Below are 25,440 nucleotides of genomic sequence, written 5' to 3'. Positions count from 1 at the left end.
ATCCGCGAGTTAAAAAAATTCGCGGTTCGGCGTGGCCTTCAAACTGCAAACAGGCGACTCGAATCTCAGGTCGCGCAGCGTGCAATATCGAAGCGCATTTCCGGTTCAGGCGGATCGTCCGGCGCGTTCGCCGGATGCATCACCTTGATGACCGAGCCGGCGTTGTACGGCGTCAGCGTCACGAAATACGAGTCGTTCGAATCGGAGCCGACGGCGATCTCGGTCGCACCGCCGACGTTCGACAGGCGCATACGCGACAGGTGGCTTTCGAGGCAATCGGCGATGTAGGCGGGAGCGCGTTGCGAGGACACGTACATCATCGGCTGGGAGGCGTCGCGGATGGGACCGCTGGAGGAACCGCAGGCAGTGAGGCAGGCCGTCACGGCAACAACGGAGACAACGGAAACAACAGGCGCAAGCAGGAAAAGTCTTTTCATGATCCGGTCGTCGGCGTCCCCGGTCAGGCACGGGAACTTGGGGCGCGGGCGAAGCGCGATACAACGTGTGCGTCATGCTTCGCGACGAAGCCGCCGTTCAACCGCAATGACATTGCGGCAGGCAAGGCAGCCGAGCTCAGTATACCCACCGCATGGCGCCGCCGTCACTATCTGCCTGCGTTACACGTCGAACCGTAAGGCCGATGAAAAAACCCGCGCACGATCGTGTCGCGCGCGGGTTCGGTTGCAAAGCGGATCGATGGATCCGCTCCACAAAACACCATGGAAAAAACTTAGAAGCGGTGACGCAGACCGACGGCCGCAGCCACCTGATTGCCGGTCGACGACGGCGCCAGCGTGTTGATCGACGCAACGTTCGCGCCGAAGTTGCCGAGTTCGCCCGACGCATGCTGATACACGCCTTCTACGTACACGTCGGTGCGTTTGCTCAGCGAGTAGTCGCCTTGCAGCGAGACCGTGTGCCACTTCGGATCCCCCGAGCCGTTCGAACCCGACATCTTGCCGTCGGTGAACGTGTACGACGCCGCAAGGCTCAAGGCCGGCGTCAGCGCGTACTTGCCGTTCAGCTCGTAGTTGTCGAGATGCAGGTTGGTGCCCGAGATGCCCGGCAATGTCACGCCGCCGACGTCCACGCCGGTGATGCCGTCCAGTTGCGTGTGCGTGTACACGAAGCCGGCCGTTGCCGGGCCGTACGTGTAGTTGATGCCCGCGCCGAACGTGCGCTGCAGGTTCGCCGCGACAGCGGCGGTGCCGTCGCCTTGCGACACGGCGCCGTCCAGGTTCGAACTGCCCGACTGGTTCAATTGCAGGTAAGCCGCCGCGACGCTCAACGGACCGTTGTCGTACGAAGCACCGGCGCTCCATGCGCGGTTGTTCGAGAACTGGCCGGCGGAGTTGCTGAAACCGTACAAGCCGCCGAACTTCAGGCCCGCGTAATTCGCGCTCGTGTACTTCACCGCGTTCTTGATCGAGAACGAGTTGTCCAGATTGTCGTTGTCGAACGGGTGAGCCGCGAGGTTGTTGCCATAGCCCGCGCCGGCTTCCGACAGCGGCCCGAGGTAATCGACCACGGAGTCGTATTGACGGCCGAGCGTCAGCGCACCGTACTGATCGCTCTTCAAACCGACGAAGGCCTGGCGATTGAACATCGTGCTGCTTTCCGTGTCCTGGCCGTTGTTCAGGTTGAAGCCGTTTTCCAACGTGAAGATGGCGTGCAGACCGCCGCCGAGATCTTCGCTGCCACGCAGGCCGAAGTACGTGTTCGACACCGAACCGCTACCTTGCTGCCAGTTGTTGTGGCCGCCCTGGTTGTTCGAGTAGACGAGGCCGGCGTCCAGCGTGCCGTACAACGTGACGCTGCTTTGTGCGTGAGCGCTGAAGGCGAGCGCGCCCATGAGACCTGCTGCGATGAGGGTTTTTTTCATGTTTAGATAACTCCGGGACAGTGCATAGAGAATCGCATTCCAGTGCCGACCGCCGATTCCGCCGGCTGCCTGACGATCCGCAGCGAAGTGTATTCCTGCTATTCGTATCTTTAATCGCATATGGCACAACAATAAATTTTCAAATTCTTAATGGCGTATTGAAAACAGGTAAGTGCGGATAAATAAAGGGGAATTGTATGGGGCGGATAATTCGTGAATGCCTTGTCAATGGTGCGACGTTGCTCGATCGCGACGCTGCCCGCTGTGCGTTACGGGGAAAGGATCGGCAAGGGATTGCGTTAGTCCGTGGATTCATTGCGTTTTCTGCAAATCACTCTTCCGGTTGAGATGATCTATCCCGGAGAATTTCGCCTCTACAATTGAGTCACCCTTTGACCAAGGGTGTCTTTTTCATCTTTTATACGCGGCCCACGGGCCGCGTTTTTTTATAAACTTTTTATAATTGATTTATAAGTTTACGAGAATAAGGAAACAGAATATTTCGGGTCTTGTCGGGCTCGCTCAGGCTTGTCCGTTCGTCAGAGGGCCACATTGGGCACGAGCCGGGCAGGTAGAATCGTGTGCTTCAGATGTGTTTCCGCCCCGCGAACGTGAGTAAACCTGTAATGACCGACATCCCCCTTCCATCGTCCGACAATGCTGCCGATATCACGACGGAAGGCTCGTCCGAACTGGACGAAACCGTACATGAAGCACGCTTGTGGCGCGACGACGGCTGGACCGCGCGCGTCATCAAGAACGAAGACGACGAAGGCTGGGCCGTCGCCATGATCAAAGATGGCGAAGCGGAACCGGCGCTCGTCGGACCGTGGACCATGGGCCGCAACAAGAAAGATCCGAAGCCGCTCGACACCTCGGCGTTCAACACGCTGGTGAAGACCGCGTCGGAAGTGCTACGCCGTCACGAACAGCAACTGCGCGCGCAACTGCATAAAGAAGTGCGGGTGTCGAGCGCCGACGGCAACGACGAACTCGACATCACACTAGACATCGTTCCCGACGACATCGAGCCGTACGCGCTGCTGACCGCGCTCGACCAGTTCGGCGAACAGCTCGCGCAAGTTCAGGTCGCGCCGAACTTCAAACTCAGCAAGGCGAGCGCCGTTGCGTGGGTCGAAAACGAGTTTCGTCGGCCGGGGTAACGGCAGGGAAAGCGACACACGGCACCGGATTGCGCGGTTGACTGACAGAAAGCCAAATTAAACATTACCAATAGCTGTCAATATACTTTCACATTCACTTCATAGAATCCTCGCGTCATAGCGGCGCGAGCGTGAGCCATGCGGTTTTGGGTCTGAGTGCGTGCCGACTGTGCATTCACCCACGCTACCCGAACCCTGGATCACAACAACATGGCAGAGCCGTTCGATCTTTCCCGCCGCAAGGCCCTCAAACTCCTGGCCGGTGCGCCGATGCTGCCGTTAGGCGGCCTTGCCACGGCGTCGATGCTGACCGCCTGCGGCGGCGGCAACGATCTGGCCGGCCCGGCGGCCACGCCCGTCGCGAACTTCACGTCGGCTTCGTTTGCCGGCATGCCGGCGCCGTCGCTGGCCAATCCGGCGCTGATGGCGACCACCACCGTCGGCTCCAGCCTGACCGTGTCGTATTCCGACGGCTCCAAACGGGCCTATAAGCTTGCCTATCAGCCGTTCTTCATGACCGGCGACATGGTGCCGGACGGCAAGGGCGGCACCGTGCTGGCGGGCGGTTACTTCGACATCAACAATCAGCCTATCTACGACGACACGGTGCCCGCGCAACGGCGCCAGTTTTTCTCGGACTCGCCGGACGGCACGTCGCTGCTGAAGATCGACGGCGCCAAGGTGGCCGGCGTGAAGGGCAACACGGTGTTCGCCGTGGTCCAGTTCGAATACACCACGCGCTCGCAGTCCGGCTCGGATATGTACGGTCGTCTGCCGTCGCCGATCGCCGTGCTGACGCTGGACCAGGATCCCGCTACCGGCAAGCTGTCGCTCGTGAAGTACCACAACGTCGACACGTCGCCCGCGAATGGCCTGTGGATCACGTGCGGCGCGAGTCTTTCGCCATGGAATACGCACCTGTCCAGCGAGGAGTACGAGCCGGACGCGTTCACGATCAGCACGAGCAACCTCGCGCAATACAAGGCGTACAACGAGAACCTGTACGGCAACACGAACATCGCCTTCAACCCGTACCTTTATGGGCATCTGCCCGAGATCACGGTCAAGGCGGACGGCACCGGCAGCGTTAAAAAACACTACTGTCTCGGACGTATTTCGCACGAACTCGTGCAGGTGATGCCGGACAACCGCACGGTGCTGATGGGCGACGACGCGACCAACAGCGGCCTCTTCATGTTCGTGGCCGACGTGGAGAAGGATCTGTCGGCCGGCACGTTGTATGTCGCGAAAGTGGGCGCGGGTTTCTCGGTCGATCCGGCCGCCGCGGGCGCCGACCTGTCGTGGATCAAGCTCGGCCACGCGACGAGCGCGGAAGTCGAGGCGATGGCGAAATCGAACCGTCCGCAGGACGTGATGGACGTCAAATGGACCGATCCGGCCGACGCCAGCTATAAGAAGGTTTTCGCCGGCGGCGTCGCGCAGTGGGTTCGCATCGTGCCGGGCAAGGAAAAGGTCGCGGCGTTCCTCGAAACCCATCGTTACGCGTTCCTGGCGGGCGGTAGCATGGGCTTCACGAAGATGGAAGGCACGACGGTCAACATTAAAGACAAGATCGCCTACTCGGCGTTGCAGAACATCGTCGATTCGATGGTGAAGGGCAATACGGCGAAAGGCTGGAATGCGGAGAGCAACATTTCCGTCGATGCCGCGATCAACGCCGGTGGCGTGCTTCAGCACAAGCTCGCGGGCGGTCAGAAGGACAACGGCGGCGCGGCGATCAACAGCGAGTGGGTGCCGGTGCATACCAGCGCGCTGCTGGTCGGCAAGGACATCACCGCCGACGCGCTCGGCAACAAGGCCGATCCGGAGCGGGTCGCGAATCCGGACAATCTGAAGTTCTCGGAGAAACTGCGCACCTTGTTTATCGGCGAGGACAGCGGCTACCACGTGAACAATTTCCTGTGGGCGTACAACGTCGACACGAAACAGCTCACGCGTTTGCTGTCGACGCCGGCTGGCGCCGAATCGACCGGCTTGCACGCGGTCGACGAGCTCAACGGCTGGACTTACATCATGAGCAACTTCCAGCACGCGGGCGACTGGGGCAGCCAGCATACGCAGTCGTTGCGGGACACGCTCGAGCCGCTGGTGCGCGCGAACTATAAGGACCGGTTCGGCGCGTCGGTCGGGTATCTGACGGCGGATCCGGCGGCGGTGAAGCTTTAAGGGGAAGGGCTCGGAGTGGGGCGAACCCATTCGCGATCCGAGCCTCCACCGCCACTAGTGCCGTTTCCATGCGCCGGAAACAGGCGAGGCCCCACATGGGGGCCTCGTCGCTTCGCGGGCGCGCTAGCGCCGCACCGCCTCAATTCCGCTTGCAGAAAATCGCCGTGATCAGCGGCGCCACGCGATGCACGATCGCCGTGCTGCCCGCAGCCGTAATCGCGCTCTGCACTTTCGATTGGCTACCGAACACCACCACGCCGTAGGCGGAACGGGCGAGCGGTTCGCCGTCGCCGACGCGGAACATCGGGTCGTCTTTTTCGTAGCCGACCACCGCGAAGATACGGAATCCGTAAGCGGTCAGATCGGCGCCGGACGTCGGCGAGAAGGCGTTGATCGAATTGCTCTCCACGCGCGTCGGCTTCGGATCGATCAATTGCTGCTGCGCGAGATCGGCGATGAACTGATGGCCGCTTTCATCGCACGCGAGCGGCGCGTCGAGGGCAACGGCATGGCTGGTAAGGGGTAGCGTGGCGGCCAGCGCAAGCGCTACGGAGCAAAACAAACGTTTCATAAAGGTGAACGGCAATCAGGGTTCGATGTAGTGTGTTCGCAACGGGTGGCGGCGTCGCGTCGGTCCCGAAAATACGTTGCGCATCGAAGAGATCCTGCATGGCAGGCGCAACTGGATTCGCACTTTATATCGATTCAGCAGATTCTGCTCATCCGCTAACCTGTCGCGGTAATGATCCCACCTCAAAGAAACGGCCGGGAAGAAAGCAATCTTTCTCGATCCCGTATATATTTCCGGGTTATGAATTCGCGACCCCAAACTCCAATTAACGTTCCGCCGCCCAGAACATGGGACGCGCGGCTCGCCCGCCGACTCGTGACACCGCTCGTGAACACCTGGGTCACGCCGAACCACCTCACCACGCTGCGCCTGCTGATCGGGCTGGCGGGTGCGCTGTGCCTCGCGCGCGGCGGTTTCGCGTGGGCCAATGCCGGCGCCTTCCTGATCGTGCTGTCGAACTTCGTCGACCATACGGACGGCGAACTCGCGCGCATCGGCGGGAAGTCCAGCCGAATCGGTCATTTTTACGACCTCGCTTGCGACGCAGCCGTCACCGTCATGCTGTTCATCGGTATGGGAATGGGTGTGGGCGCGGCACACATTGGCGGTCTGAAGGTCGAACCGGGCTGGCTTGGCGCGCTGGCCGGCGTGGCCGTTGCGCTAATTTTCTTCCTGCGCATGCGTATCGAGGAAATGGCGGGCAAGGCGGGCACCAGGCAGGCCTCGGTCGGCGGTTTCGAAACCGAAGACGTGCTGTACCTGCTACCCATTGTCACGCTAATGAGCGTCGTGATGCCGTTCGTCGTGGTGGCCTCGATTGGCGCGCCGCTGTTCGCCGCGTGGGTGGTGGTCGATTACTGGCGTGTGGCGCGCCGAGCCGCTGCCGCTGTGGCGCCGGTCGTGACCGCCAGCGCTTCCGAACCCCGTCGGATGTGGGCCAGCGAATGAGTACGCAAGCCAACGACGACGTGATCGCTCCCGTTTCAGCCGAACGCTCGCCGGCTTCGGCGGCGCCTTCCGCCGCCGCACCGAACGCGGACCGCGCGGTGTCGGGCCGCACGCGGACGTTCGACAACCCGCGTTTGCGCAAGGATTTCGCGGACCAGGGCGCGTTCCTCTATATGGAAGATTTTCTCGCGCCGGAAGTCACCGCCCAGCTCGCCCACAGCGCGCGTTCGCTGCTCGACGAAGTCAACCGCAACTATCTGCCGGGTCACAAGCAGGGCGGCAGCGTCAGCCGTCATACGATCGACCGCCTCGCGCCTTTTATCGCCGAGCTGTACCGCTCGAAGGAACTGATCGGCTGGCTCGAGCAACTGAGCGGCGACAAACTGCAGCTTTCGCCCGCCGACGATCCGCATGCGTACGCGTTGTACTACTACACGCGACCGGGCGACCACATCGGCTGGCACTACGATACTTCGTACTATGACGGCCGCCGCTACACCCTGTTGCTCGGCGTGATCGACGAATCGTCGTGCCGGCTCGACTATGAGTTGCACACACGCAATCCGGATGTGCCGGATCAACCGGGCTCGGTGCAAATTCCGCCCGGCGGCCTCGTGTTTTTCGACGGCGACAAACTGCGCCATCGCATCACGCCGGCCGGCGCGAACGAAATGCGCGTGTCGCTGACGTTCGAATACGTGACCGACCCGAACATGCGGCCGTGGCGCCGCTTCATCTCGAACATGAAAGACGCGATCGCGTACTTCGGTTTCCGCCAGGTATTCCGTCAGATGACCGCACGCGGCAAGGATCGGTCGTGAGTCGCGCGGCTTTGATTCTGCTGTCGATCGGGACGGCGCTGTTTGTCGGCTTGCTCGCGTGGCAGGGTTTCGGCTCGGTCGCGTCGACGCTGCTCGCCGCCGGTTGGGGGCTCGCGCTCGTCGCGCTGTTCCACGTCGTGCCGCTCGTGCTGGACGCCGGCGCGATCTCCGTGCTGTTCCGCCGCCGTCACGACGGCGTGCATCACGCTCTGTCGTTGCGCGACGCGCTGTTCGGGCGCTGGATCGGCGAGTCGGTGAACAGTCTGCTGCCGGCCGGCCAGATCGGCGGTCCGGTCGTCATGGTCCGGCAACTGTCGCAGCGCGGCATGCGTATGCGCGACGCGGCCGCCGCGATCACGGTCAGCACCACGGCGCAGGCGCTCGCGCAAATCATCTTCGCGTTGGGCGGACTGCTGCTGTTCGGCGCCTATGCCGCGCACGGGGCGTTGCACGATCTGCAAACCGCCACGTTGATTGCCACGGGCGTGCTCGGCGCGATGATCGTCGGTTTCTATTTTGCGCAGCGGCGCGGGCTGTTCGGCAAGCTGCTCGGCGTGGTGTCCAAAGTGTTCGGCAAGCGCGACTGGTCTTCGTTGATGACGCGCGCGGAGGCCGTCGACGCCGCCGTACAAGCCATGTACCGTGAGCGCGGCCGGGTGGCGGCGAGCTTCGCGTTGAGTCTCGCGGGGTGGATCGTCGGCACGGTCGAAGTGTGGCTCGCGTTGCGCTTTCTCGGTCATCCGGTCGACTGGGTCGATGCGCTGCTGCTGGAAAGCCTGGGTCAGGCGATCCGCGGCGCAGCGTTTATGATTCCGGGTTCGCTCGGCGTGCAGGAAGGCGGTTATCTGCTGCTCGCGCCGTTGGTCGGATTGCCGCCGGACGCGGCGCTGGCGTTGTCGCTGGCCAAGCGCGCGCGCGAAATCCTGTTAGGCTTGCCGGGCTTGCTGGTTTTGCACTTCAGCGAACGAAGCTGGCAACGGCGGCGCGCCACGGGGCGCGTGCCGGTTGTCGATTAAACTCCGTATTTTTTCAAAGGACCGCGCATGCGTGCCATCATTCTCGCTGCGGGCCTCGGCCTGCGTCTCCAGCAACCGCCGCAAGCTCAGTTCCCGAAGTGTCTGTTGCAGTTCGACGGCATGAGCCTGCTCGAGCGGCATCTGCACATGCTCGAAACCGCCGGCGTGACGGACGTCGTGCTGGCGCTCGGCTTCCAGCCGGAGTCGGTGCAGGGGGAACTGGAGCGCATCAACTGGCCGCATCAGGTCGAAACGGTGCTGAACACGCGTTACGACCTGGGCAGCGTGCTGACGGTGCACACGGTGGCCGACGCGCTGACGCGCGGCGGCGACGTCCTGCTGATGGACGCCGACGTGCTGTACGACGAGCGCATCCTGAACGCGCTGGTCGCGGGTGAGACGGTCAACCGCCTGTTGATCGACCGTGATTTCGAAGCTGGCGACGAACCCGTCAAGCTGTGTCTGAAAGACGGCGTGCCGGTCGAACTGCGCAAGCAGCTCGCCGTGAATCTCGACTACGACACGATCGGCGAGTCGGTCGGCTTCTTCCGCTTCCGCCAGGAAACCGCGCAGCGTTTCGCGGAGATCGTGGCCGGCTACGTGGATAGCGGCCGGGCCAACCTGCCGCACGAAGAAGCCGTGCGCGATCTGCTGCTGGAGCGCACCCAGGTGTTCGATACCGCGGATGTGACCGGCGCGCCGTGGATCGAGATCGACTTCCCGAACGACGTTGCGCGCGCAAGCACCGAGATCCTGCCGCAATTGCAACCGCTGGTCACAGCGTCGCGTTAGGTCTTCTCCCGCGTCTTCGCCGAGCGAAGGCGGAACGCACAAAGAGCCGGTTCGAAGCCGGCTCTTTGCCGTTTACGGCTCGCACTACAACATCTGTTGCCGATGCGATGCCATAATCGACGCTTTACACCGACGGCCTTGCAACCCGTCGCCATGCCAATGCCTCTTGCTTTAGGCACTTTCATTGTTCCGCTGATCGTCGCGTGTGCGATGTTCATGGAAAACGTGGACGGCACGGTCATCGTGACGTCGCTGCCTGTTCTGGCGCGCGATCTCGGCCAGGACCCCATCACCCTCAAGCTGGCCGTCACGGCGTATGTGATCGGTCTCGGCGTGTTCATTCCCATTTGCGGCTGGGTGGCCGACCGCTTCGGGTCGCGCACGGTGTTTCGCACGGCGATCGGCATTTTCATGGCGGGCTCGCTGATGTGCGCGGCCTCCACCTCGCTCGGCATGTTCGTGGTCGCGCGCTTCGTGCAAGGCATAGGCGGCGCGATGATGGTGCCGGTGGGGCGCATCATCATCTTCCGTTCGGTGCCGAAGTCGGACTTCATCCGCGCGGTCAACTATCTGACGGTGCCGGCCTTGCTCGGGCCGGTGGTCGGGCCGCCGCTCGGCGGTTTCATTACGACCTATCTGCATTGGCGTTTGATCTTCTTCGTCAATATTCCCATCGGCCTGCTCGGTATCTGGCTGGCCAATAAACACATTGCCAACGTGCGCGAAGCGCATCCCGGACGGCTCGACTGGACCGGCTTCATCCTGTCCGCGAGCGGCGCGTCGCTCTTCATGATGGGGCTCTCGCTGGTGGGCGGGGAGCTAGTGTCGAACACGGTGTCGGTCGGCATGTGCGTGATCGGCGTGGTGCTGATCGTGCTGTATGTGCTGTACGCCGGCCGTGTCGAATTGCCGGTGCTCGACTTGCGCCTGCTGCGCATTCCGAGTTTTCACGCGAGCGTGGTGGGCGGCTCGCTATTCCGGATCGGTCTCGGTGCCGTGCCGTTTCTGTTGCCGCTCGCGTTGCAGGAAGGGCTCGGCATGACGGCGTTCAAGTCGGGGTCGGTCACTTGCGCGTCCGCCTTCGGGTCGATCTTCATGAAGGCGGCGGCGTCGCGCATACTCGAGCGTTTCGGTTTCCGCACCGTGCTGATGTTCAACGCGGGGTGCGCGGGCCTGGCGATCGCGGTCTACGGGTTGTTCTTTCCGGGTACGCCGCATTGGTTGATCTGGTGTGTCGTGCTGTTCGGCGGCTTCTTTCCGTCGTTGCAATTCACCTCGTTGAATACGCTCGCGTATGCGGATATTCCGAGCCGCGACGTGGGCCGCGCAACGAGTGTTGCGAGTGTGATCCAGCAGATTTCGTTGGGCCTCGGCGTGACGATCGCGGGTATCGTGCTGCAGATTTCGCATAACGTGCAGGGCCATTCGAGTATCGTATTCTCCGATTTCTGGCCGGCATTCATCGTGGTCGGACTGTTTTCGTTCCTGTCTATTCCGATCACCGCGCGCCTGCCGCAGGGTGCCGGCGACGAGATCGCGCGCGGCAGCCGGGGCCGCGCTTAACGCCGGAATTTTGCGTGCCGCGGCATCCGTACTAAGGATTTTCGCGGCTTCGCAAAGGGGCGGCGCGCATGTTATAAGCCCAAGGCAGCTCTCGTTCTCGTCAGGTGAAAGCGTCGTCTTTGGGGGATAGTCAATGAGGTTGTTTCGCAACGCCAAATCGTCCGCCAGCGGATTCGCGCTGGTCGCACTCGTTTCAGTGTCCACCGGTTTTCTCGAGGCCACGCCCGCTGTCGCGAAGACCGCCGCGAAGGGCCAGCCGGCCGTTCTCACGGCCTCCGCTATCGCGGTTGCCGACAAGTACAGCGCCGACGCCGCCGAACAGATCTTCAAGGAAGGCGGCAATGCCGTCGACGCGGCCGTCGCGATCGCCTTCACGCTTGCCGTGACGTATCCGGAAGCGGGCAACATCGGCGGCGGCGGGTTCATGACGCTGTATGTCGACGGCAAGCCGTACTTCCTCGACTATCGCGAACGCGCTCCGCTCGCCGCGACCAAAAACATGTATCTCGACGACAAGGGCGAGGTCATCAAAGGCATGAGCCTGTTCGGCTATCGGGCAGTGGGCGTGCCGGGCACGGTGGACGGCATGTGGCAGGCGCAACGCCGGTTCGGCAAGCTCAAGTGGAAGCAGGTGCTCGCACCGGCCATTCACTACGCGACCGACGGCTTCGAAGTCAGCCAGCAATTGCAGCAACGCCGCGACGACGCCGCGAAAGACTTCGCCGGCAAGACCAACTTCGACACCTACTTCGGCAACCTGAAGCAGGGCGTCAACTTCAAACAACCGGATCTCGCCGCCGTGCTGCAGCGTATTTCGGATCAAGGCGCGAAAGACTTCTATCAGGGCAAGACGGCCGATCTGATCGCGGCGTCCATGCGCGGGCACGGTCTGATTACCAAGGCCGACCTGCAGCAGTACAAGGCCGTCTGGCGTCAGCCGATCCAGGCCGACTGGAACGGCTATCGTGTCTACACCGCCCCGCCCCCGAGCTCGGGCGGCATCGGCCTCGTGCAGTTGCTGAAGATGAAGGCCGACATCGCGCCTGACTTCAAGGACGTCACGCTCAATTCCGCGCAATACGTGCATCTGATCGCGGAAATCGAGAAGCGGGTCTTCGCGGATCGCGCGCAGTATCTCGGCGATCCTGATTTCTACAAGGTGCCGATCGCGCAATTGACCGACGACGCGTATCTCGCCAAACGCGCCGCCGAGGTCAATCCGAACACCCCGTCGGACACGAAGAGCGTACAACCGGGGCTCGGCACCAACATGCCGGAGAAAGCCGAAACCACGCACTTCTCGGTGATCGACAAGTGGGGTAACGCGGTGTCGAATACGTACACCATCAACGGCTATTTCGGTTCGGGCGTGGTGGCGGATCGCACCGGCATCGTGCTGAACGACGAAATGGACGACTTCTCCGCGAAGCCGGGCGTGGCGAATATGTTCGGCGTGGTGGGCAGCGACGCGAATTCGATCGAGCCGAAGAAGCGTCCGTTGTCGTCGATGAGCCCGACCATTCTGACCAAGGACGGCAAGGTCTCACTGGTGATCGGCACGCCGGGTGGCTCGCGCATCTTCACGTCGATCTTCCAGGTGATCAACAACATTTACGACTTCAACATGCCGCTGCAGGACGCGGTGGCGGCGATGCGTTTCCATCATCAATTGTTGCCGCCGAACACGATTTTCTGGGAGCCGTACAAGCCGATCGAGGGTGAGCTCGCGCAGCAGATCGAAGCCAAGGGTTACACGCTGAAGGGGCAGGATTTCAGCGGCGATATTCAGGCGATCAAGGTGAACGGCGATACGCCGGAAGCGGCGGCCGACCCGCGCGGCCGAGGTGTGACGCGAGTGATTCAGTAAGTGTCTGGGTGACGTGCGGCGGTGCGGTTTTGCGCATGCGCCGCGGCTCGAAGATAGAAAGCCTCGCGCTCGATTGAGCGCGAGGCTTTTTTATAGGTGCCCAAGGCGAAAGCGCCTTGCCGCAAACAGCAAACCGCAGACTCAAGCTGTCTGCTCGACCGGCGTCAACGTCAATTCGAGCCGCTGCGCGCCGCGCAATACCGTGACGTTCACCGGCTTATCGATCCGCGACGCGTCGAGCGCGCGCTGCAGGCCATCCACGTCCTGCACGGCGAGCGTGTCGATGGCGACGATCGTGTCGTCGGTACGCAAACCGCCGAGCGAGGCTGGGCTGCCCTTGACGATTTCCATCACATGTACCGCGCTTTCCGAGCTGAGGCCGAAATAGCGCTGCACGCGCCGCGCGAGCGGCGTCGTGGTGCCCGCCACGCCGATATACGCGCGCCGTACCCGACCGTGCGTGAAGATCTGCATGATCACCCATTTGGCGGTATCGATTGCCGTGGCGAAACAGATGGCCTGCGCGCCGGGAATGATCGCGGTATTCACGCCGATCACCTGGCCCGCGGAATTGATCAGCGGACCGCCGGAATTGCCGGGATTCAGCGCGGCGTCGGTCTGGATCACGTCATAGATCATGCGACCGGAGTTCGAGCGCAGCGAGCGGCCGAGCGCCGACACCACGCCGGTCGTGACGGTTTGTGCGAGCCCGAGCGGATTGCCTACCGCAATCGCGATCTGGCCGACGCGCAGTTTGGACGATTCGCCGAGCTCGACATGCGGCAGCGGCTCCGGCGAGCCAATCCGCAATACGGCGAGATCGCTGCCCGGATCGTCGCCGACCAGATCGGCGTCGAATTTCGCGCCGTCGGCCAGCGTGACCTGGATGTGCGTGGCACCGTGCACGACGTGGCTATTGGTGAGCAGGTAGCCGTCGGGCGTGAATAGAAAGCCGGAACCTGTGCCGCCGCGCGCGCCGCGCTCACGGCTGCCGCCGCTGTGCCCGGATGCCTCGCCGGGTAGCCGGCGTTCGACGGAAATGAAGGCGACCGCCTGCTGCACGCGTTCCAGCGCGCCGATCACGGTGCGGGAATAGGCGTCGAGTAGCGTGTCGTCGGATAAGGGGGTGAGGGGATTCGGCCCGGGGGCGTCGGATGCGGCGCGCGACAGGCCATCGATGAAGCGTGGGCGGCTTCCCATGGCGATGCTCCGGATAAACGGGAACGCAGATGCGGGGCGTCGCCGACGTTTTCAAGTACGAGCGGCAGCGGGCAGCGCCGGACGCCGCCGCAAAAGTCGCTATCATGGACGACGACAAGGTGAGCCGGCCCCGCATGCCGCGCAATCGTTCGCCTACGTGCCCAAACGTGCCGCTGTGTGCCCATCGGCACGCAAAGGGCGCCGAAATGCGGCCACGGCGGTAACACGGCTGACACCTCGCGCTTCGATAATCGAACGCGTTCGCGTCGGACTTCTCGCCGCGCGCCTAACCATTTCCGTTGCCAGGAGAGCTGCAATGAAAGAGCTGGATCCGAGACCCGAAGCCGAAGTGCTTGCAGAGCGGCAACGCCGTTTCGAGGAAGACCTCATCGACGCGTACGACGAAGAGCTCGAAATGGAAGTCGACGACCGCATTATCGACGGCGCGGAGGGCTTCACGGCCGAGCATCGCGAAGCCCGCAAGATGTACTTCCGCGAGTTGTTCCGTCTGCAGGGCGAGCTCGTCAAACTGCAGGACTGGATCGTGCAGACCGGTCATCGCCTCGTGGTGATTTTCGAAGGGCGCGACGCGGCCGGCAAGGGCGGTGCGATCAAACGCATCACGCAGCGGCTCAATCCGCGCGTCTGCCGCGTGGCCGCGCTGCCCGCGCCGAATAACCGGGAACGCACGCAGTGGTACTTCCAGCGTTACGTTTCGCATCTGCCGGCAGGCGGCGAAATGGTGCTGTTCGACCGCAGCTGGTACAACCGCGCGGGTGTCGAGCGCGTGATGAATTTTTGCAGCGATGAAGAATACGAAGAGTTCTTCCGTTCGGTGCCGGAATTCGAAAAAATGCTGGCGCGCAGCGGCGTGCAGATTCTCAAATACTGGTTTTCGATTACCGACGAAGAGCAGGAGATCCGCTTCCAGAACCGCATTCACGATCCGCTGAAACAGTGGAAATTGAGTCCGATGGATCTGGAAAGCCGTCGTCGCTGGGAAGCGTACACGCAGGCGAAAGAAGTGATGCTGCAGCGCTCGCATATTCCCGAGGCACCGTGGTGGGTCGTGCAGGCGGTCGACAAGAAGCGCGCGCGCCTGAACTGCATTCATCATTTGCTGAGCCAGGTGCCGTATCACGAGGTCGAGCATTCCACCATCGAATTGCCGGCGCGCGTTCATAACGACGAGTACAGCCGCCAGCCGGTGCCGGCGTCGATGATCGTGCCCGAGCTTTACTAAGCCTTGGCACCAAGCCACCGAGCGCCTCCTGGCGCTCGGCACAAAGAAAAAGCGCGGCCTGTGTAAGCCGCGCTTTTTTCATTCGGACTCGCCGGTCCTGCGAACCTGACCGCAGACCGGCGGCTTCTTCAAAGATGTGCTTCAGAACACCATCCGGAACAGCCAATACAAGCCCGCAGCGAGTGCGATCGACACCGGCAGCGTCAGCACCCAGGCGAGGATCAGGCTGCGCACGGTACCCCACTGCAGGCCCGAGCCGTTAGCGGCCATCGTGCCCGCCACACCCGAGGACAACACGTGCGTCGTCGAAACCGGCAGGCCGTACATGTCGGCCGCGCCGATCGTCAGCATCGCGACGACTTCAGCCGACGCACCCTGCCCATATGTCAGATGCTGCTTGCCGATTTTCTCGCCGACCGTCACGACGATCCGCTTCCAGCCCACCATCGTGCCCAGACCCAGCGCAATCGCCACCGCGACCTTTACCCAGGTCGGAATGAACTTGGTGGCGTGATCGGTTTGCGCCTTGAAGTTGTCGATGGCCTTGACGTCTTCCGGTGCGAACGCCGGTTGTTTTGCCTTCTCCATCAGGCGAATCGCTTCGGACGCCACATACATGTTGTTGCGCACGTTATCGACGACACCTTGCGGCACGGCGCCCATCGAGCCCGATTGTCCGACCTGGTGAGCGATCTGCTCGGTGAGTTGCTGCAATGCCGGCAGGGTGACGGGCGTCAACTGGCGGGTGCGGACATAGGCTTCGACGTCGCTGCGCGGATTGGTCGACGGCGCGGCGCCTTGCGTGTACTTGCCGAGCGTCGCCGACGCATGTTGAGCGACCGCCAGATAGGTTTGCGTTTCCGCCGGCGTCACCGCCTTGTTCAGCGCATACGCCGTCGGCACCGTGCCGATCAGGATCAGCATGATGAGGCCCATGCCCTTTTGACCGTCGTTCGAACCATGCGCGAACGACACGCCCGTGCAGGTCAGAATCAGCAGGCTGCGAATCCAGAACGGCGGCGGTTCCTTGCCTTTCGGCTCGGCATACAGTGCGGGAATCCGCACCACCGCTTTCAGAATCAGCAGCAGCAACGCCGACGCGAGAAAGCCCACCAGCGGCGAAAACAGCAGCGACTTGCCGACGCCGAGCGCCTGGTTCCAGTCCACGCCGCTCGTGCCGTTCGCGCCGTGCATCAGCTGATTCATCAGACCGACGCCGATGATCGAACCGATCAGCGTGTGCGAGCTCGACGACGGCAACCCGAAATACCACGTGCCGAGGTTCCAGATGATCGCCGCGATCAGCAGCGCGAAGACCATCGCGAATCCGGCGCTGCTGCCCACCTGCAAGATCAGTTCGACAGGCAGCAATTGCAGCACGCCGAACGCGACCGCGCCGGTCGAGGTCAGCACGCCGAGGAAATTCCACGTGCCCGACCACACCACGGCGAGGTTGGGTGCGAGCGAGTGCGTGTAGATCACCGTCGCGACCGCGTTGGCGGTGTCATGAAAACCGTTGACGAATTCGAAGCCGAGCGCGATCAGTAGCGCCACGCCGAGAAGCAGATACGGTAGAACCGAACTCTCGCGGACAGGTTGCAGATCGTCCACCAGATGCATGGCGCAGTAAGCCGCGCCGATAGCGATAACCGCGAAGAAGATGAGGAGGCTGAGATTGCGGGTTTTAGCTGCGGTGCCCGGTTGCGGATACGAAAGTTCCGGCATGACTTGTGCCCCAAGAGTTTGTCGCGGAACCACCGATCCTGCGGGGCGTGTGTGTCGCAATGATGACAACGACATGACACCCCCGCGAGACCTAGGTCGCGCGGGAAAGCACGCGGGTAAAGGCCGCGCGCCGTTTCGATAGAGAATTTCGTGAAAGCTGGCGGATATCGATCGTCAGATGTCCGAAAACAACTGCATGGCGTTTGCAGGCATGTTTTGCGTGTCGCAGGCGCGGGTTTTTGGCATTCGCGTCGGCGGCGAAGCGTATGTTGAAGATAGACGGTGATTCGGCGTCGCGCTAATGGATGCGGTAAAAAATCTTCTTGCCGGGAGTCAGGGTCGCGCACTTTTTCCCGAAGCGTGCTGCGGCGAAGCTGCGCGCCAAGCCCGGGAGGCTCTTTTTTTGCTACGCTCCATGAACGAACCGCAAAAAGGGGCGCCAATGAACCGAGAGCATCGGAAAAGGGATCGACATGCCGCCCACAGCGAGCCGGGCGGCGCCGAACCTTCTGCACAGGCCGCCTTTACGGCCTACGCCGAGCCGCTCGTCGACAATGCGATCGAAGAAGGCAGGGCGGTTCGCGAGGACGCCTCACCCGAAGCGCTGCACAAGTTTCGCGTGTCGCTGCGGCGTTTGCGTTCCCTTTGGTGGGCCTTCCAGCCTTTGCTCGAAAAAGGCGAAAACACGCGGCAACGTGCCCTGTACAAGTATCTCGCCACGGCTGCCGGCAAGACCCGCGACTGGGACATTTTGCGCGAGTTGCTGAGCCGGAAGAAAAGCTCGGCGAGCGGGCTCGCCCCCAGGCTTCAGGAAGCGCGCGACGAGGCGCTCGCCACGAGCCGGGAAACCCTCTCGAACGCGGACGTCAAGCATTTGCTGCGCGAAGCGCTGACCAGTGCCGCCAAGGAATTGAACACTGCGCCCGGGCGCGTGCCGCTGCAGGAATTCGCCAATCTACGCGTGGCGGCTTCGGAGCGCGCATTGAAGAAACGCATGAAGCGCGCGCGCCGGGCAAAGCGCGCCAACTACACGGCCTTTCACGATGTCAGGAAAGAGGGCAAGAAACTACGCTATCTGCTGGAGTTTTTTGCGCCAGTGCTGAACGGCGGCCATAAGCGCACGCTAAAGCGTTTGAAACAGATTCAGAAACGCTTTGGGACGCTAAACGATATCGTCGCCAGCGAAATGCTGCTGCGTGACAACGCCGCGTTGCTGGCCGGCGCGGGCGACACCGACGCGGCGCTGCACTGGCTGAAGAAAGAGCGCAAACGCCGAATGCGGTCTGCCGCCAGTCTGTTGCGCAATCACTGAGATCGAGCCGCGCGGATCAGGTGCTTTGACTGCGGCGCGGCGCAAAGCCGCGTAACGTGATTGCACCGCGAGTTGTGTCGTGTGTGCCACGCGGGCCGCTCGAGTCGTCTCCAGATGGCGACGGCGGCCGATATCCGGTCGTCAATTCGTCAGCCGGCCCGAGCGGTTCGACAGGAAAGCCGCGCCTCTGCCACGCCTCCAGCCCGCCTCGCAAGGCGCGAATCCGCGTATAGCCGCCTAACCGCATGCGCTGCGTGATCTCCACCGCCGTCGCGCTGTCCGGGCATATGCAGTAAATCACCATGTCGTACGCGCGAAGCGCACCGTCGATCTGCTCGGGCGAGTGGGGATCGAAGGCGAGCGCGCCGGGAATCGCGCGCGGCGTGTCGGGCGCGAGGGCCTGCGGACGCGCGTCGAGCACCTTGGGCGGCACGATGCGCCGCCAGCCGCGAGACGCGTTTTGCGCCGCCTCGGCCGATGCCGCCCGCGCGAAACGCCGCCGCTCACGCCGCCGCAGATGCATCCGATAGAGCAGATAGACGAGCGCCGCGCCCAGCAGAATATCGATCACCGTGCCGCCGCGCGCTTTCACCAGGTCGAGCAGCATGTGTAACTGTCGTTCCGCCGCAGCGCCACCGAGCAACCAGAAGTTTGCCCACGCGAGCACGCCCACCAGATCCCAGACAGCGTAAATACGCGTGTCGACGGCCGTGGTACCCATCAGCGGCGGGGTAATCAAAGCGAGGCCGGGGACGAACTTCGAGATCGACACGAGCGGCACGCCGAAGCGCTCGAACAGCGAGCGCGCTTTGTCGACCTTGGCGTCGATCGCGGGCGAAAGGCGGCCGAGCGCGGCCATCAGCTTGCGGCCATACAGACGGCCGGCGGCGAACCACGCGGCGTCGCCGATCAGCGCGCCCAGCACCGCAGCGAGCAGGATCGGCCAGAACGACAGCGTGCCGGCGGCGATCGCGGAACCGGCAAAGAGCAGCACGGGCACGGCGGGAATCGGCACCCCGAGACGCGTCAACAGGACGTTGATGAACACGAACGCGCCACCCCAGGTTGCCACCGCCGAAGACGGAAACTCTACCAATTGAGCAGCTCCTGTTATTGCGTTTGGGCCGGCTTGAAGCGGCCTTCGTTGTGTGCTTGCAAAGTACGTTCCCGACGGGCGCAATGGGCGTGACGGGCGGCATGAGTGTTTCGCGCGCCCACCAGACCTTGCTGAGAATACTCGATGCGTTACGCGCCGGGTTGACGTCGCTCCGCGCGTCGATAGGCTCGATACGACGCTGCAATTTCGTTCAAGACCGTGTGCCGCCCGCGCGCCTATTCTGCCGGTTCGTTGCAACGCATCCACGAACAGCGATAGGAATAGGACGGCACCATGAATTCGCGGCATCTCGGATACCTGTTTTGCGCCCTGGCGATGCTCGGCGTCGGCAGCACGGTGGTGGTCAGCAAGTCGATCGCGGCCGGCTTGCCGCCGTTCAGTGCGACCGCGCTGCGCTTTGCGATCGCGTTTCCGCTATTCGTGCTCGTCATGCGCTGGCGCGGCGTGCGCTGGCCGCGTCTGGATCGTCACGATACCTTGCTGGTGATCGCCCAGGCCGGCGCGGGCAGCGTCGGCTATACGGTGTTGCTGATCAGCGGCATGAAACTCGCGTCCGCCGCGGATGCCGGCGTGATTGCCGGCACCCTGCCCGCGGTGTCGGCGGGCGTGGCGATGCTTGCGCTCGGCGAGCGCCCGGCGCCGTCCTTGATCGGCGCGATATTGTTGGCCACGGCGGGCGTGCTGGTATGTACCGTCCATCCCGGCGATTTCACTGCGCCGCATGCGGCGAGTTCGCTGATGGGCAATGCGCTGGTGTTCGCCGCGATCGTCTGCGAGGCGCTTTTCATTCTGCTCAATCGCAGGCTGCACCAGCCGGTCGCGCCGCTGCCGCTGTCGGCGTTGATGTGCGGGATCGGCTTCGCGGTCGCACTCGTGCCGGCCTGTTTCGAGAAACCGTGGATGCTGCCGGTCGACGCGCCCGCGCTGGCCGGCGTGCTGTACTACGCGCTGGTGCCGACGGTGGCGGGTTTCGTGCTCTGGTATGCGGGCGCCGCGCGGATCAGCGGCGCGGAGGCCGGATTGATGACCGCGTTGGTGCCGGTCAGCGCGGTGGCTCTGGCGGCGCTCGCATTGCGCGAGCCGGTCAGCGCGGCGCAGTTGACGGGCGTGGCGTGCGTGCTCGGCGCGGTGCTGCTTGCCACGTTGGGCCGGATGGGCGCAGCGCGGAGCACGGCTTGAAGCGCGGCCTGAAACACGGCCTGAAGCACCGAATGGGGCACCGCATGAGGCATCGCACGAAGCACCACCGCCTCTTCCCGCCACGTATTACGTATTAGCCACCGCCACCACGCCCGGATTCCCCACGATCGACAGAAACTCGCGACGGGTCGACGGATCGGAGCGGAACGTCCCCAGCATGCGCGAGGTAACCATCGTCACGCCGGCCTTATGGACACCGCGCGTCGACATGCACTGGTGCGCCGCTTCGAGAATCACGCCGACGCCCGCCGGCTGCAGCACCTCGTTCAGCGTATCGGCAATCTGCACCGTCATCTTTTCCTGAATCTGCAGGCGCTTGGCGAACGCATCCACGAGGCGCGCCAGCTTCGAAATGCCGACCACCCGATGCTGGGGAAGATACGCCACGTGAGCCCGCCCGATGATCGGCACCATGTGATGCTCGCAATAGCTTTCGAAGCGAATATCTTTCAGCACGATCATTTCGTCGTAGCCGTCCACTTCGGAGAAGGTGCGGGCGAGGATCTCGCGCGGATCGACCTGATAGCCCGCGTAAAACTCCTCGTACGAGCGCACCACGCGCGCCGGCGTATCGATCAGGCCTTCACGCGCCGGATCGTCGCCGGCCCAGCGCAGCAGCACGCGAACGGCCGCTTCGGCTTCTTCGCGGCTCGGGCGGTCCGCGTTCGCCGCGGGTTGGGTTTTTTCTGTCTTGCTGCTGGTCATGCGGTGTTCCTCCGGGAGCGCGCGTTGCCGCTGCTGCTGGCGCGCGGGGTCAATGAGTCAGGCCATTGTTCCATGTTTCAGGCCCTGCCGTGCCGATCACCCTGATCGCTGTCGGGGCGCAAGCGGCTACTTCGGCCACTCGTCCATCGCATCGTTGAAGAGTTCGGCGACTACGCCGCGCAACCAGCTCGCGCGCGGATCGTTATGAAACTTGCGATGCCAGTGCTGCCGCAGATCGAAACGCGGCAATGGCAGCGGCGGTTCGACCAGCGTGATCGACGCATGCTCCGACACGTACGCGAAACCGATGGCATGGGGCACCGTCGCCAGCAGATCGGTACGCGCAAGGATGAACGGCAGGCTCATGAAATGCGGCGTTTCGAGCACGGCGCGCCGCTTGATGCGTTTCTTTTCCAGGAATTGCTCCAGCACTTCCTGGCTGCGTCCTTCGGCACGCACGACGGCGTGGCCCGCTGCCACGAACTGCGCGAGCGTGAGCGGCGCCTTCGCCAGTGGATGGCCAGCGCGCATCAGGCAGATGAAGCGGTGCGTGAAGAGCCGCTGCTGAAAAAAGTTATTGCCCGCCAGGTCCGGGAAATAGCCGACCGCCAGGTCGACGTCGCCCGATTCGAGCCCGCGTTCCACGTTCGACGGCGACAGCGTCACCGAGCGCAGATTCGCGAACGGCGCGCGCTCGGCGAAGAGTTGCAGCAGGCGCGGCAGGAACACGATCTCGCCGACGTCGGAAAGTGCGATCGAAAAGGTGTGCGTGCTGGTGTCCGGATCGAAATCCTGGACGTCGAGCATGCCTTTCTCGATCCGCAGCAGCGCGTCGCGCGCGGCCGGCAGGATGGCGAGCGCACGCGGCGTCGGCTCCATGCCTTTGGAGGTGCGCACGAACAACGGATCGTCGAAGTATTCGCGCAGCCGTCCCAACGCGGTGCTGACGCGCGGCTGACTCACGCCGAGTTGCTCGGCCGCGCGGCTGACGTTGCGCGTGTCTTCCATCGCGACCAGAAAGGGGATCAGGTTGAGATCCAGGTTTGTCTCGGACATGCTCGATTGGGCCTGCTGCGGTGCGGGTGATGGATTATCTGTTTGTCGGCATAGAGGGTAGCCTAAAAATCTCATCCGAGGATAGTGCGTTTGGCTTCGTCGAAGACCCGCAGCGCGTTTAACGGGATTCCCCTGCCTTGACAATGCAGCCGAAGCACAACCATAATTGCCCCAACGTTCGCTAAACGAATCACTGTTCACATAACGAACAAATCGCGAGTGAACACATCGGCAAGGCGGCAGCCCAGCGGCACGCAGCGCTCCCAAAGGAAATTCGACATGATCAACAAGATTTTCGAGTCACTTGAATCGGCCGTCGCCGATGTCCACGACGGCGCGACCGTCATGATCGGCGGCTTCGGCACGGCCGGCATGCCGTCGGAGCTGATCGACGCGCTGATCGAACAGGGCGCGCGCGAGCTGACCATCGTCAACAACAACGCGGGCAATGGCGACATCGGCCTGGCTGCGTTGCTCAAAGCCAAACGCGTGCGCAAGATCATCTGTTCGTTTCCGCGTCAGACCGATTCGTATGTGTTCGACGCGCTGTATCGCGCCGGCGAAATCGAGCTCGAACTGGTGCCGCAGGGCAATCTCGCGGAACGGATTCGCGCGGCCGGTGCGGGCATTGGCGGCTTTTTCACGCCGACCGCGTACGGCACGCGGCTTGCCGAAGGCAAGGAAACGCGTCTGATCGACGGCAAGCACTACGTGCTGGAGTCGCCGCTGCATGCGGACTTCGCGCTGATCAAGGCATATCGGGGCGACCGCTGGGGCAATCTCACCTATCGCAAGACGGCGCGCAATTTCGGCCCGATCATGGCCAGTGCGGCGAAAACCGCGATCGTGCAGGTGTCGCAAGTGGTGCCGCTCGGTGAACTCGACCCGGAGGTGATCGTCACGCCCGGCATCTTCGTGCAACGCGTCATTGAAGTGCCGCAAGCGGCGCATCAAATCGCCGCCACCGCCGCCGCCTGACCTGGAGACCGACATGAAAAAACTGACCCGCGATGAAATGGCCAAACGCGTTGCGCTGGATATCCCCGAAGGCGCCTATGTGAACCTCGGCATCGGCGTGCCCACGCTGGTGGCCAACCACCTCGCCGCCGACAAGGAAATCTTCCTGCACAGCGAAAACGGCCTGCTCGGCATGGGCCCGGCGCCCGCCAAAGGCGACGAAGACGACGAACTGATCAACGCCGGCAAGCAGCATGTCACGCTGCTCACGGGCGGCGCGTATTTTCACCACGCCGATTCGTTCGCGATGATGCGCGGCGGCCACCTGGACTTCTGCGTGCTCGGTGCATTCCAGGTCTCGGCCAGAGGCGATCTGGCGAACTGGCACACCGGCGCGCCGGACGCGATTCCGGCCGTGGGCGGCGCAATGGATCTGGCGATCGGCGCAAAACAGGTGTACGTGATGATGGAGCACCTGACCAAGCAGGGCGAGAGCAAGATCGCCGCCGAATGCACGTATCCGGTCACCGGCATTGCGTGCGTGGACCGAATCTATACGGACCTCGCCATGATCGACGTGACCGATCAGGGCCTCGTGGTGCGCGAGATTTTCTCGGACATCGATTTCGACGCGCTGCACAAGCTGACCGGCGTGCCGTTGATCGACGGGACGCAAGCGGCGCGGGCGGGTTAAGCTTGACTCCGATCTCCTTCCGAACCTCCACGCCAACATGCTCGACTCCAGCGCCCGTCTGACCGGCCTTCTCTGCGGCACCCAGCCGATGAACCACCTCTGGTCGCCGCGCACCACGCTACAACGCATGCTCGACGTCGAAGCGGCGCTGGCGCGTGCATCGGCTGCGCATCGGGTGATTCCCGCCACGGCGGTGCCGGCGATCCAGGCCGCTTGCCAGGCCGATCAACTCGACGCTGACGCTCTCGCGCGCGACGCCGCGCTTGGCGGCAACCTTGCGATTCCGCTCGTCAAGCAACTCACCGCGCGCGTGAAAGCCGCCGACGCCGAAGCGTCGAAATACGTGCATTGGGGCGCAACGAGCCAGGACATTATCGACACCGCGACCGTGCTGCAATTGCGCGACACCTTCGACTTGCTCGACCAGGGTTTGCACGCCACTTGCGACGCGGTGGCGAAACTCGCCGCCACGCATCGCGCAACACCGATGATCGGCCGCACCTGGTTGCAGCAGGCGCTGCCCATCACGCTCGGTCTGAAATTCGCGCAATGGCTCGACGCGTTGCTGCGGCATCGCGAACGGCTCGATGCCTTGCGTGCTCGCGTGCTCGTGCTGCAATTCGGCGGCGCGGCCGGTACGCTGGCGAGTCTGCGCGACGCCGCACCGCACGTCACCCAATCGCTCGCGCAAGAACTCGGCCTCGCCGCGCCCACCTTGCCGTGGCATACGCAGCGCGACCGCATCGCCGAAACAGCGGCGTTCTTCGGCATGCTGATCGGCACGCTCGGCAAGATCGCCCGCGACGTCTCGCTGCAAATGCAAACCGAAATCGACGAACTGGCCGAACCGGCCGCCGCGGGCAAGGGCGGTTCGTCGACCATGCCGCACAAGCGCAACCCGGTTGGCTGCGCCGCCGTGCTGACGGCCGCGACGCGCGCGCCGGGGCTCGTCGCCACGGTATTCGCCGGCATGGTCCAGGAGCACGAGCGCGCGCTCGGCGGCTGGCAAGCGGAGTGGGACGCGCTGCCGGACCTCGCGCGCCTCGCGGGCGGCGCGCTTGCTAACATCGAACAGATCGCCGCCGGACTGAACGTGAACGTGCCGCGCCTCGCCGCGAATCTCGGCGTCACGCGTGGCCTGATTCTCGGCGAAGCGGTGATGCTCGCACTCGGCGATAGCATCGGCCGGCTCGACGCGCATCATCTGGTCGAGCGCGCATCGAAGGCCGCGATTCGCGACGGGCAAACGCTATTCGACGTGCTCGCCGCCGATCCGGCCGTTACCGAACATTTGCCGAGCGAGCGGCTCAAGCAGTTGCTCGATCCCGCACACTACGTCGGCCAGGCCCACGCTTATGTGGACGCCGTGCTGGCTCTTCACACCGCGCGCGCGCAGCGCGCCCCATCCAGGGAGTAACCGG

General features: G+C 63.2%; 22 protein-coding genes. 14 read left to right on the top strand and 8 right to left on the bottom strand.

Annotated elements, in window-relative coordinates; translation table 11 throughout:
• Positions 1-65: 65 nt before the first annotated feature.
• Positions 66-437, bottom strand: coding sequence for a sugar ABC transporter ATPase (locus BX591_RS10755; RefSeq protein ID WP_111931042.1), 372 nt, complete (start codon positions 435-437; stop codon positions 66-68).
• A 293-nt stretch (positions 438-730) separates the two neighbouring features.
• Positions 731-1,882, bottom strand: a complete 1,152-nt coding sequence (locus BX591_RS10750; protein ID WP_111931040.1) for a porin — start codon at positions 1,880-1,882, stop codon at positions 731-733.
• Between the two features lie 626 nt (positions 1,883-2,508).
• On the opposite strand from BX591_RS10750, the gene BX591_RS10745 reads away from it, so the two are divergent.
• Both BX591_RS10745 and BX591_RS10740 read left to right on the top strand, forming a co-directional pair.
• Complete coding sequence (locus tag BX591_RS10745) at positions 2,509-3,045, top strand: hypothetical protein (protein WP_111931038.1); 537 nt, start codon at positions 2,509-2,511, stop codon at positions 3,043-3,045.
• Positions 3,046-3,255: 210 nt separating this feature from the next.
• Entirely contained in the window at positions 3,256-5,232 is a 1,977-nt protein-coding gene (locus BX591_RS10740; RefSeq protein WP_111931036.1) for a PhoX family protein, read from the top strand.
• Positions 5,233-5,371: 139 nt separating this feature from the next.
• Here the strand turns inward: BX591_RS10740 and BX591_RS10735 are convergent, their stop codons facing one another.
• Positions 5,372-5,803, bottom strand: a complete 432-nt coding sequence (locus tag BX591_RS10735) for a hypothetical protein (protein WP_111931511.1) — start codon at positions 5,801-5,803, stop codon at positions 5,372-5,374.
• A gap of 240 nt (positions 5,804-6,043) precedes the next feature.
• Between BX591_RS10735 and BX591_RS10730 the strand changes: the two genes are divergently transcribed.
• From BX591_RS10730 to ggt, 6 genes are all read left to right on the top strand, one after another.
• Entirely contained in the window at positions 6,044-6,751 is a 708-nt protein-coding gene (locus BX591_RS10730; RefSeq protein ID WP_111931034.1) for a CDP-alcohol phosphatidyltransferase family protein, read from the top strand.
• Positions 6,748-7,572 carry a HalD/BesD family halogenase gene (locus BX591_RS10725; protein WP_111931026.1) on the top strand — a complete coding sequence of 275 codons (825 nt, stop codon included), beginning with the start codon at positions 6,748-6,750 and terminating at the stop codon, positions 7,570-7,572. The genes BX591_RS10730 and BX591_RS10725 overlap by 4 nt, the downstream gene beginning before the upstream one ends.
• Positions 7,569-8,588, top strand: coding sequence for a flippase-like domain-containing protein (locus BX591_RS10720; RefSeq protein WP_111931024.1), 1,020 nt, complete (start codon positions 7,569-7,571; stop codon positions 8,586-8,588). The genes BX591_RS10725 and BX591_RS10720 overlap by 4 nt, the downstream gene beginning before the upstream one ends.
• A 27-nt stretch (positions 8,589-8,615) precedes the next feature.
• Positions 8,616-9,380, top strand: a complete 765-nt coding sequence (locus BX591_RS10715) for a phosphocholine cytidylyltransferase family protein (protein ID WP_111931022.1) — start codon at positions 8,616-8,618, stop codon at positions 9,378-9,380.
• Between the two features lie 159 nt (positions 9,381-9,539).
• A complete protein-coding gene (locus BX591_RS10710) occupies positions 9,540-10,943 on the top strand; it encodes an MFS transporter (protein WP_111931020.1) in 1,404 nt (467 codons plus the stop codon).
• 133 nt (positions 10,944-11,076) lie between these two features.
• A complete protein-coding gene (gene ggt / locus BX591_RS10705; protein ID WP_111931018.1) occupies positions 11,077-12,810 on the top strand; it encodes a gamma-glutamyltransferase in 1,734 nt (577 codons plus the stop codon).
• A gap of 141 nt (positions 12,811-12,951) precedes the next feature.
• Here the strand turns inward: ggt and BX591_RS10700 are convergent, their stop codons facing one another.
• Entirely contained in the window at positions 12,952-14,010 is a 1,059-nt protein-coding gene (locus BX591_RS10700) for a S1C family serine protease (protein WP_111931016.1), read from the bottom strand.
• A gap of 316 nt (positions 14,011-14,326) precedes the next feature.
• Here BX591_RS10700 and ppk2 point away from each other — a divergent pair, with 316 nt between their 5' ends.
• Positions 14,327-15,253: a polyphosphate kinase 2 gene (gene ppk2 / locus BX591_RS10695; protein WP_111931014.1), complete on the top strand. Its 927-nt coding sequence runs from the start codon at positions 14,327-14,329 to the stop codon at positions 15,251-15,253.
• A gap of 141 nt (positions 15,254-15,394) precedes the next feature.
• Here the strand turns inward: ppk2 and BX591_RS10690 are convergent, their stop codons facing one another.
• The gene (locus tag BX591_RS10690) at positions 15,395-16,978 is read right to left on the bottom strand and encodes an inorganic phosphate transporter (RefSeq protein WP_111931012.1); all 1,584 of its coding nucleotides are present in this window, start codon (positions 16,976-16,978) and stop codon (positions 15,395-15,397) included.
• 442 nt (positions 16,979-17,420) lie between these two features.
• Here BX591_RS10690 and BX591_RS10685 point away from each other — a divergent pair, with 442 nt between their 5' ends.
• Positions 17,421-18,290, top strand: a complete 870-nt coding sequence (locus BX591_RS10685) for a CHAD domain-containing protein (RefSeq protein WP_111931010.1) — start codon at positions 17,421-17,423, stop codon at positions 18,288-18,290.
• Between the two features lie 16 nt (positions 18,291-18,306).
• Here the strand turns inward: BX591_RS10685 and BX591_RS10680 are convergent, their stop codons facing one another.
• On the bottom strand, positions 18,307-19,386 hold the full coding sequence (locus BX591_RS10680; protein WP_111931008.1) for a VTT domain-containing protein: 1,080 nt from the start codon (positions 19,384-19,386) through the stop codon (positions 18,307-18,309).
• A gap of 294 nt (positions 19,387-19,680) precedes the next feature.
• On the opposite strand from BX591_RS10680, the gene BX591_RS10675 reads away from it, so the two are divergent.
• Complete coding sequence (locus tag BX591_RS10675; protein WP_111931006.1) at positions 19,681-20,586, top strand: DMT family transporter; 906 nt, start codon at positions 19,681-19,683, stop codon at positions 20,584-20,586.
• Positions 20,587-20,673: 87 nt separating this feature from the next.
• On the opposite strand, the gene folE is transcribed toward BX591_RS10675, so the two are convergent.
• The gene (gene folE, locus BX591_RS10670) at positions 20,674-21,312 is read right to left on the bottom strand and encodes a GTP cyclohydrolase I FolE (protein WP_111931004.1); all 639 of its coding nucleotides are present in this window, start codon (positions 21,310-21,312) and stop codon (positions 20,674-20,676) included.
• A 126-nt stretch (positions 21,313-21,438) separates the two neighbouring features.
• Positions 21,439-22,368, bottom strand: coding sequence for a LysR family transcriptional regulator (locus BX591_RS10665; RefSeq protein ID WP_111931002.1), 930 nt, complete (start codon positions 22,366-22,368; stop codon positions 21,439-21,441).
• A gap of 279 nt (positions 22,369-22,647) precedes the next feature.
• On the opposite strand from BX591_RS10665, the gene BX591_RS10660 reads away from it, so the two are divergent.
• From BX591_RS10660 to BX591_RS10650, 3 genes are read left to right on the top strand one after another with little or no spacing between them, the layout of a single operon-like run.
• Entirely contained in the window at positions 22,648-23,346 is a 699-nt protein-coding gene (locus tag BX591_RS10660; RefSeq protein WP_111931000.1) for a 3-oxoacid CoA-transferase subunit A, read from the top strand.
• A 13-nt stretch (positions 23,347-23,359) separates the two neighbouring features.
• The gene (locus BX591_RS10655; protein ID WP_111930998.1) at positions 23,360-24,019 is read left to right on the top strand and encodes a 3-oxoacid CoA-transferase subunit B; all 660 of its coding nucleotides are present in this window, start codon (positions 23,360-23,362) and stop codon (positions 24,017-24,019) included.
• Positions 24,020-24,056: 37 nt separating this feature from the next.
• Positions 24,057-25,436: a 3-carboxy-cis,cis-muconate cycloisomerase gene (locus BX591_RS10650; RefSeq protein WP_111930996.1), complete on the top strand. Its 1,380-nt coding sequence runs from the start codon at positions 24,057-24,059 to the stop codon at positions 25,434-25,436.
• The last annotated feature ends 4 nt before the right edge of the window (positions 25,437-25,440 follow it).

Origin of the sequence: Paraburkholderia bryophila, from assembly GCF_003269035.1 — a bacterium.
In the GTDB taxonomy this organism is placed as follows: Bacteria; Pseudomonadota; Gammaproteobacteria; order Burkholderiales; family Burkholderiaceae; genus Paraburkholderia; species Paraburkholderia bryophila.
Note: the sequence above shows the minus strand (reverse complement) of the source record. Positions and strands in the feature narration are given on the sequence as shown.

What these genes read in the sequence shown, in the direction of transcription:
- BX591_RS10755 (WP_111931042.1), bottom strand. Translation starts at nt 437, where the DNA reads ATGAAAAGACTTTTCCTGCTTGCGCCTGTTGTTTCCGTTGTCTCCGTT.
- BX591_RS10750 (WP_111931040.1), bottom strand. Translation starts at nt 1,882, where the DNA reads ATGAAAAAAACCCTCATCGCAGCAGGTCTCATGGGCGCGCTCGCCTTC.
- BX591_RS10745 (WP_111931038.1), top strand. Translation starts at nt 2,509, where the DNA reads ATGACCGACATCCCCCTTCCATCGTCCGACAATGCTGCCGATATCACG.
- BX591_RS10740 (WP_111931036.1), top strand. Translation starts at nt 3,256, where the DNA reads ATGGCAGAGCCGTTCGATCTTTCCCGCCGCAAGGCCCTCAAACTCCTG.
- BX591_RS10735 (WP_111931511.1), bottom strand. Translation starts at nt 5,803, where the DNA reads ATGAAACGTTTGTTTTGCTCCGTAGCGCTTGCGCTGGCCGCCACGCTA.
- BX591_RS10730 (WP_111931034.1), top strand. Translation starts at nt 6,044, where the DNA reads ATGAATTCGCGACCCCAAACTCCAATTAACGTTCCGCCGCCCAGAACA.
- BX591_RS10725 (WP_111931026.1), top strand. Translation starts at nt 6,748, where the DNA reads ATGAGTACGCAAGCCAACGACGACGTGATCGCTCCCGTTTCAGCCGAA.
- BX591_RS10715 (WP_111931022.1), top strand. Translation starts at nt 8,616, where the DNA reads ATGCGTGCCATCATTCTCGCTGCGGGCCTCGGCCTGCGTCTCCAGCAA.
- BX591_RS10710 (WP_111931020.1), top strand. Translation starts at nt 9,540, where the DNA reads ATGCCTCTTGCTTTAGGCACTTTCATTGTTCCGCTGATCGTCGCGTGT.
- ggt (WP_111931018.1), top strand. Translation starts at nt 11,077, where the DNA reads ATGAGGTTGTTTCGCAACGCCAAATCGTCCGCCAGCGGATTCGCGCTG.
- BX591_RS10700 (WP_111931016.1), bottom strand. Translation starts at nt 14,010, where the DNA reads ATGGGAAGCCGCCCACGCTTCATCGATGGCCTGTCGCGCGCCGCATCC.
- ppk2 (WP_111931014.1), top strand. Translation starts at nt 14,327, where the DNA reads ATGAAAGAGCTGGATCCGAGACCCGAAGCCGAAGTGCTTGCAGAGCGG.
- BX591_RS10690 (WP_111931012.1), bottom strand. Translation starts at nt 16,978, where the DNA reads ATGCCGGAACTTTCGTATCCGCAACCGGGCACCGCAGCTAAAACCCGC.
- BX591_RS10685 (WP_111931010.1), top strand. Translation starts at nt 17,421, where the DNA reads ATGAACCGAGAGCATCGGAAAAGGGATCGACATGCCGCCCACAGCGAG.
- BX591_RS10675 (WP_111931006.1), top strand. Translation starts at nt 19,681, where the DNA reads ATGAATTCGCGGCATCTCGGATACCTGTTTTGCGCCCTGGCGATGCTC.
- folE (WP_111931004.1), bottom strand. Translation starts at nt 21,312, where the DNA reads ATGACCAGCAGCAAGACAGAAAAAACCCAACCCGCGGCGAACGCGGAC.
- BX591_RS10665 (WP_111931002.1), bottom strand. Translation starts at nt 22,368, where the DNA reads ATGTCCGAGACAAACCTGGATCTCAACCTGATCCCCTTTCTGGTCGCG.
- BX591_RS10660 (WP_111931000.1), top strand. Translation starts at nt 22,648, where the DNA reads ATGATCAACAAGATTTTCGAGTCACTTGAATCGGCCGTCGCCGATGTC.
- BX591_RS10655 (WP_111930998.1), top strand. Translation starts at nt 23,360, where the DNA reads ATGAAAAAACTGACCCGCGATGAAATGGCCAAACGCGTTGCGCTGGAT.
- BX591_RS10650 (WP_111930996.1), top strand. Translation starts at nt 24,057, where the DNA reads ATGCTCGACTCCAGCGCCCGTCTGACCGGCCTTCTCTGCGGCACCCAG.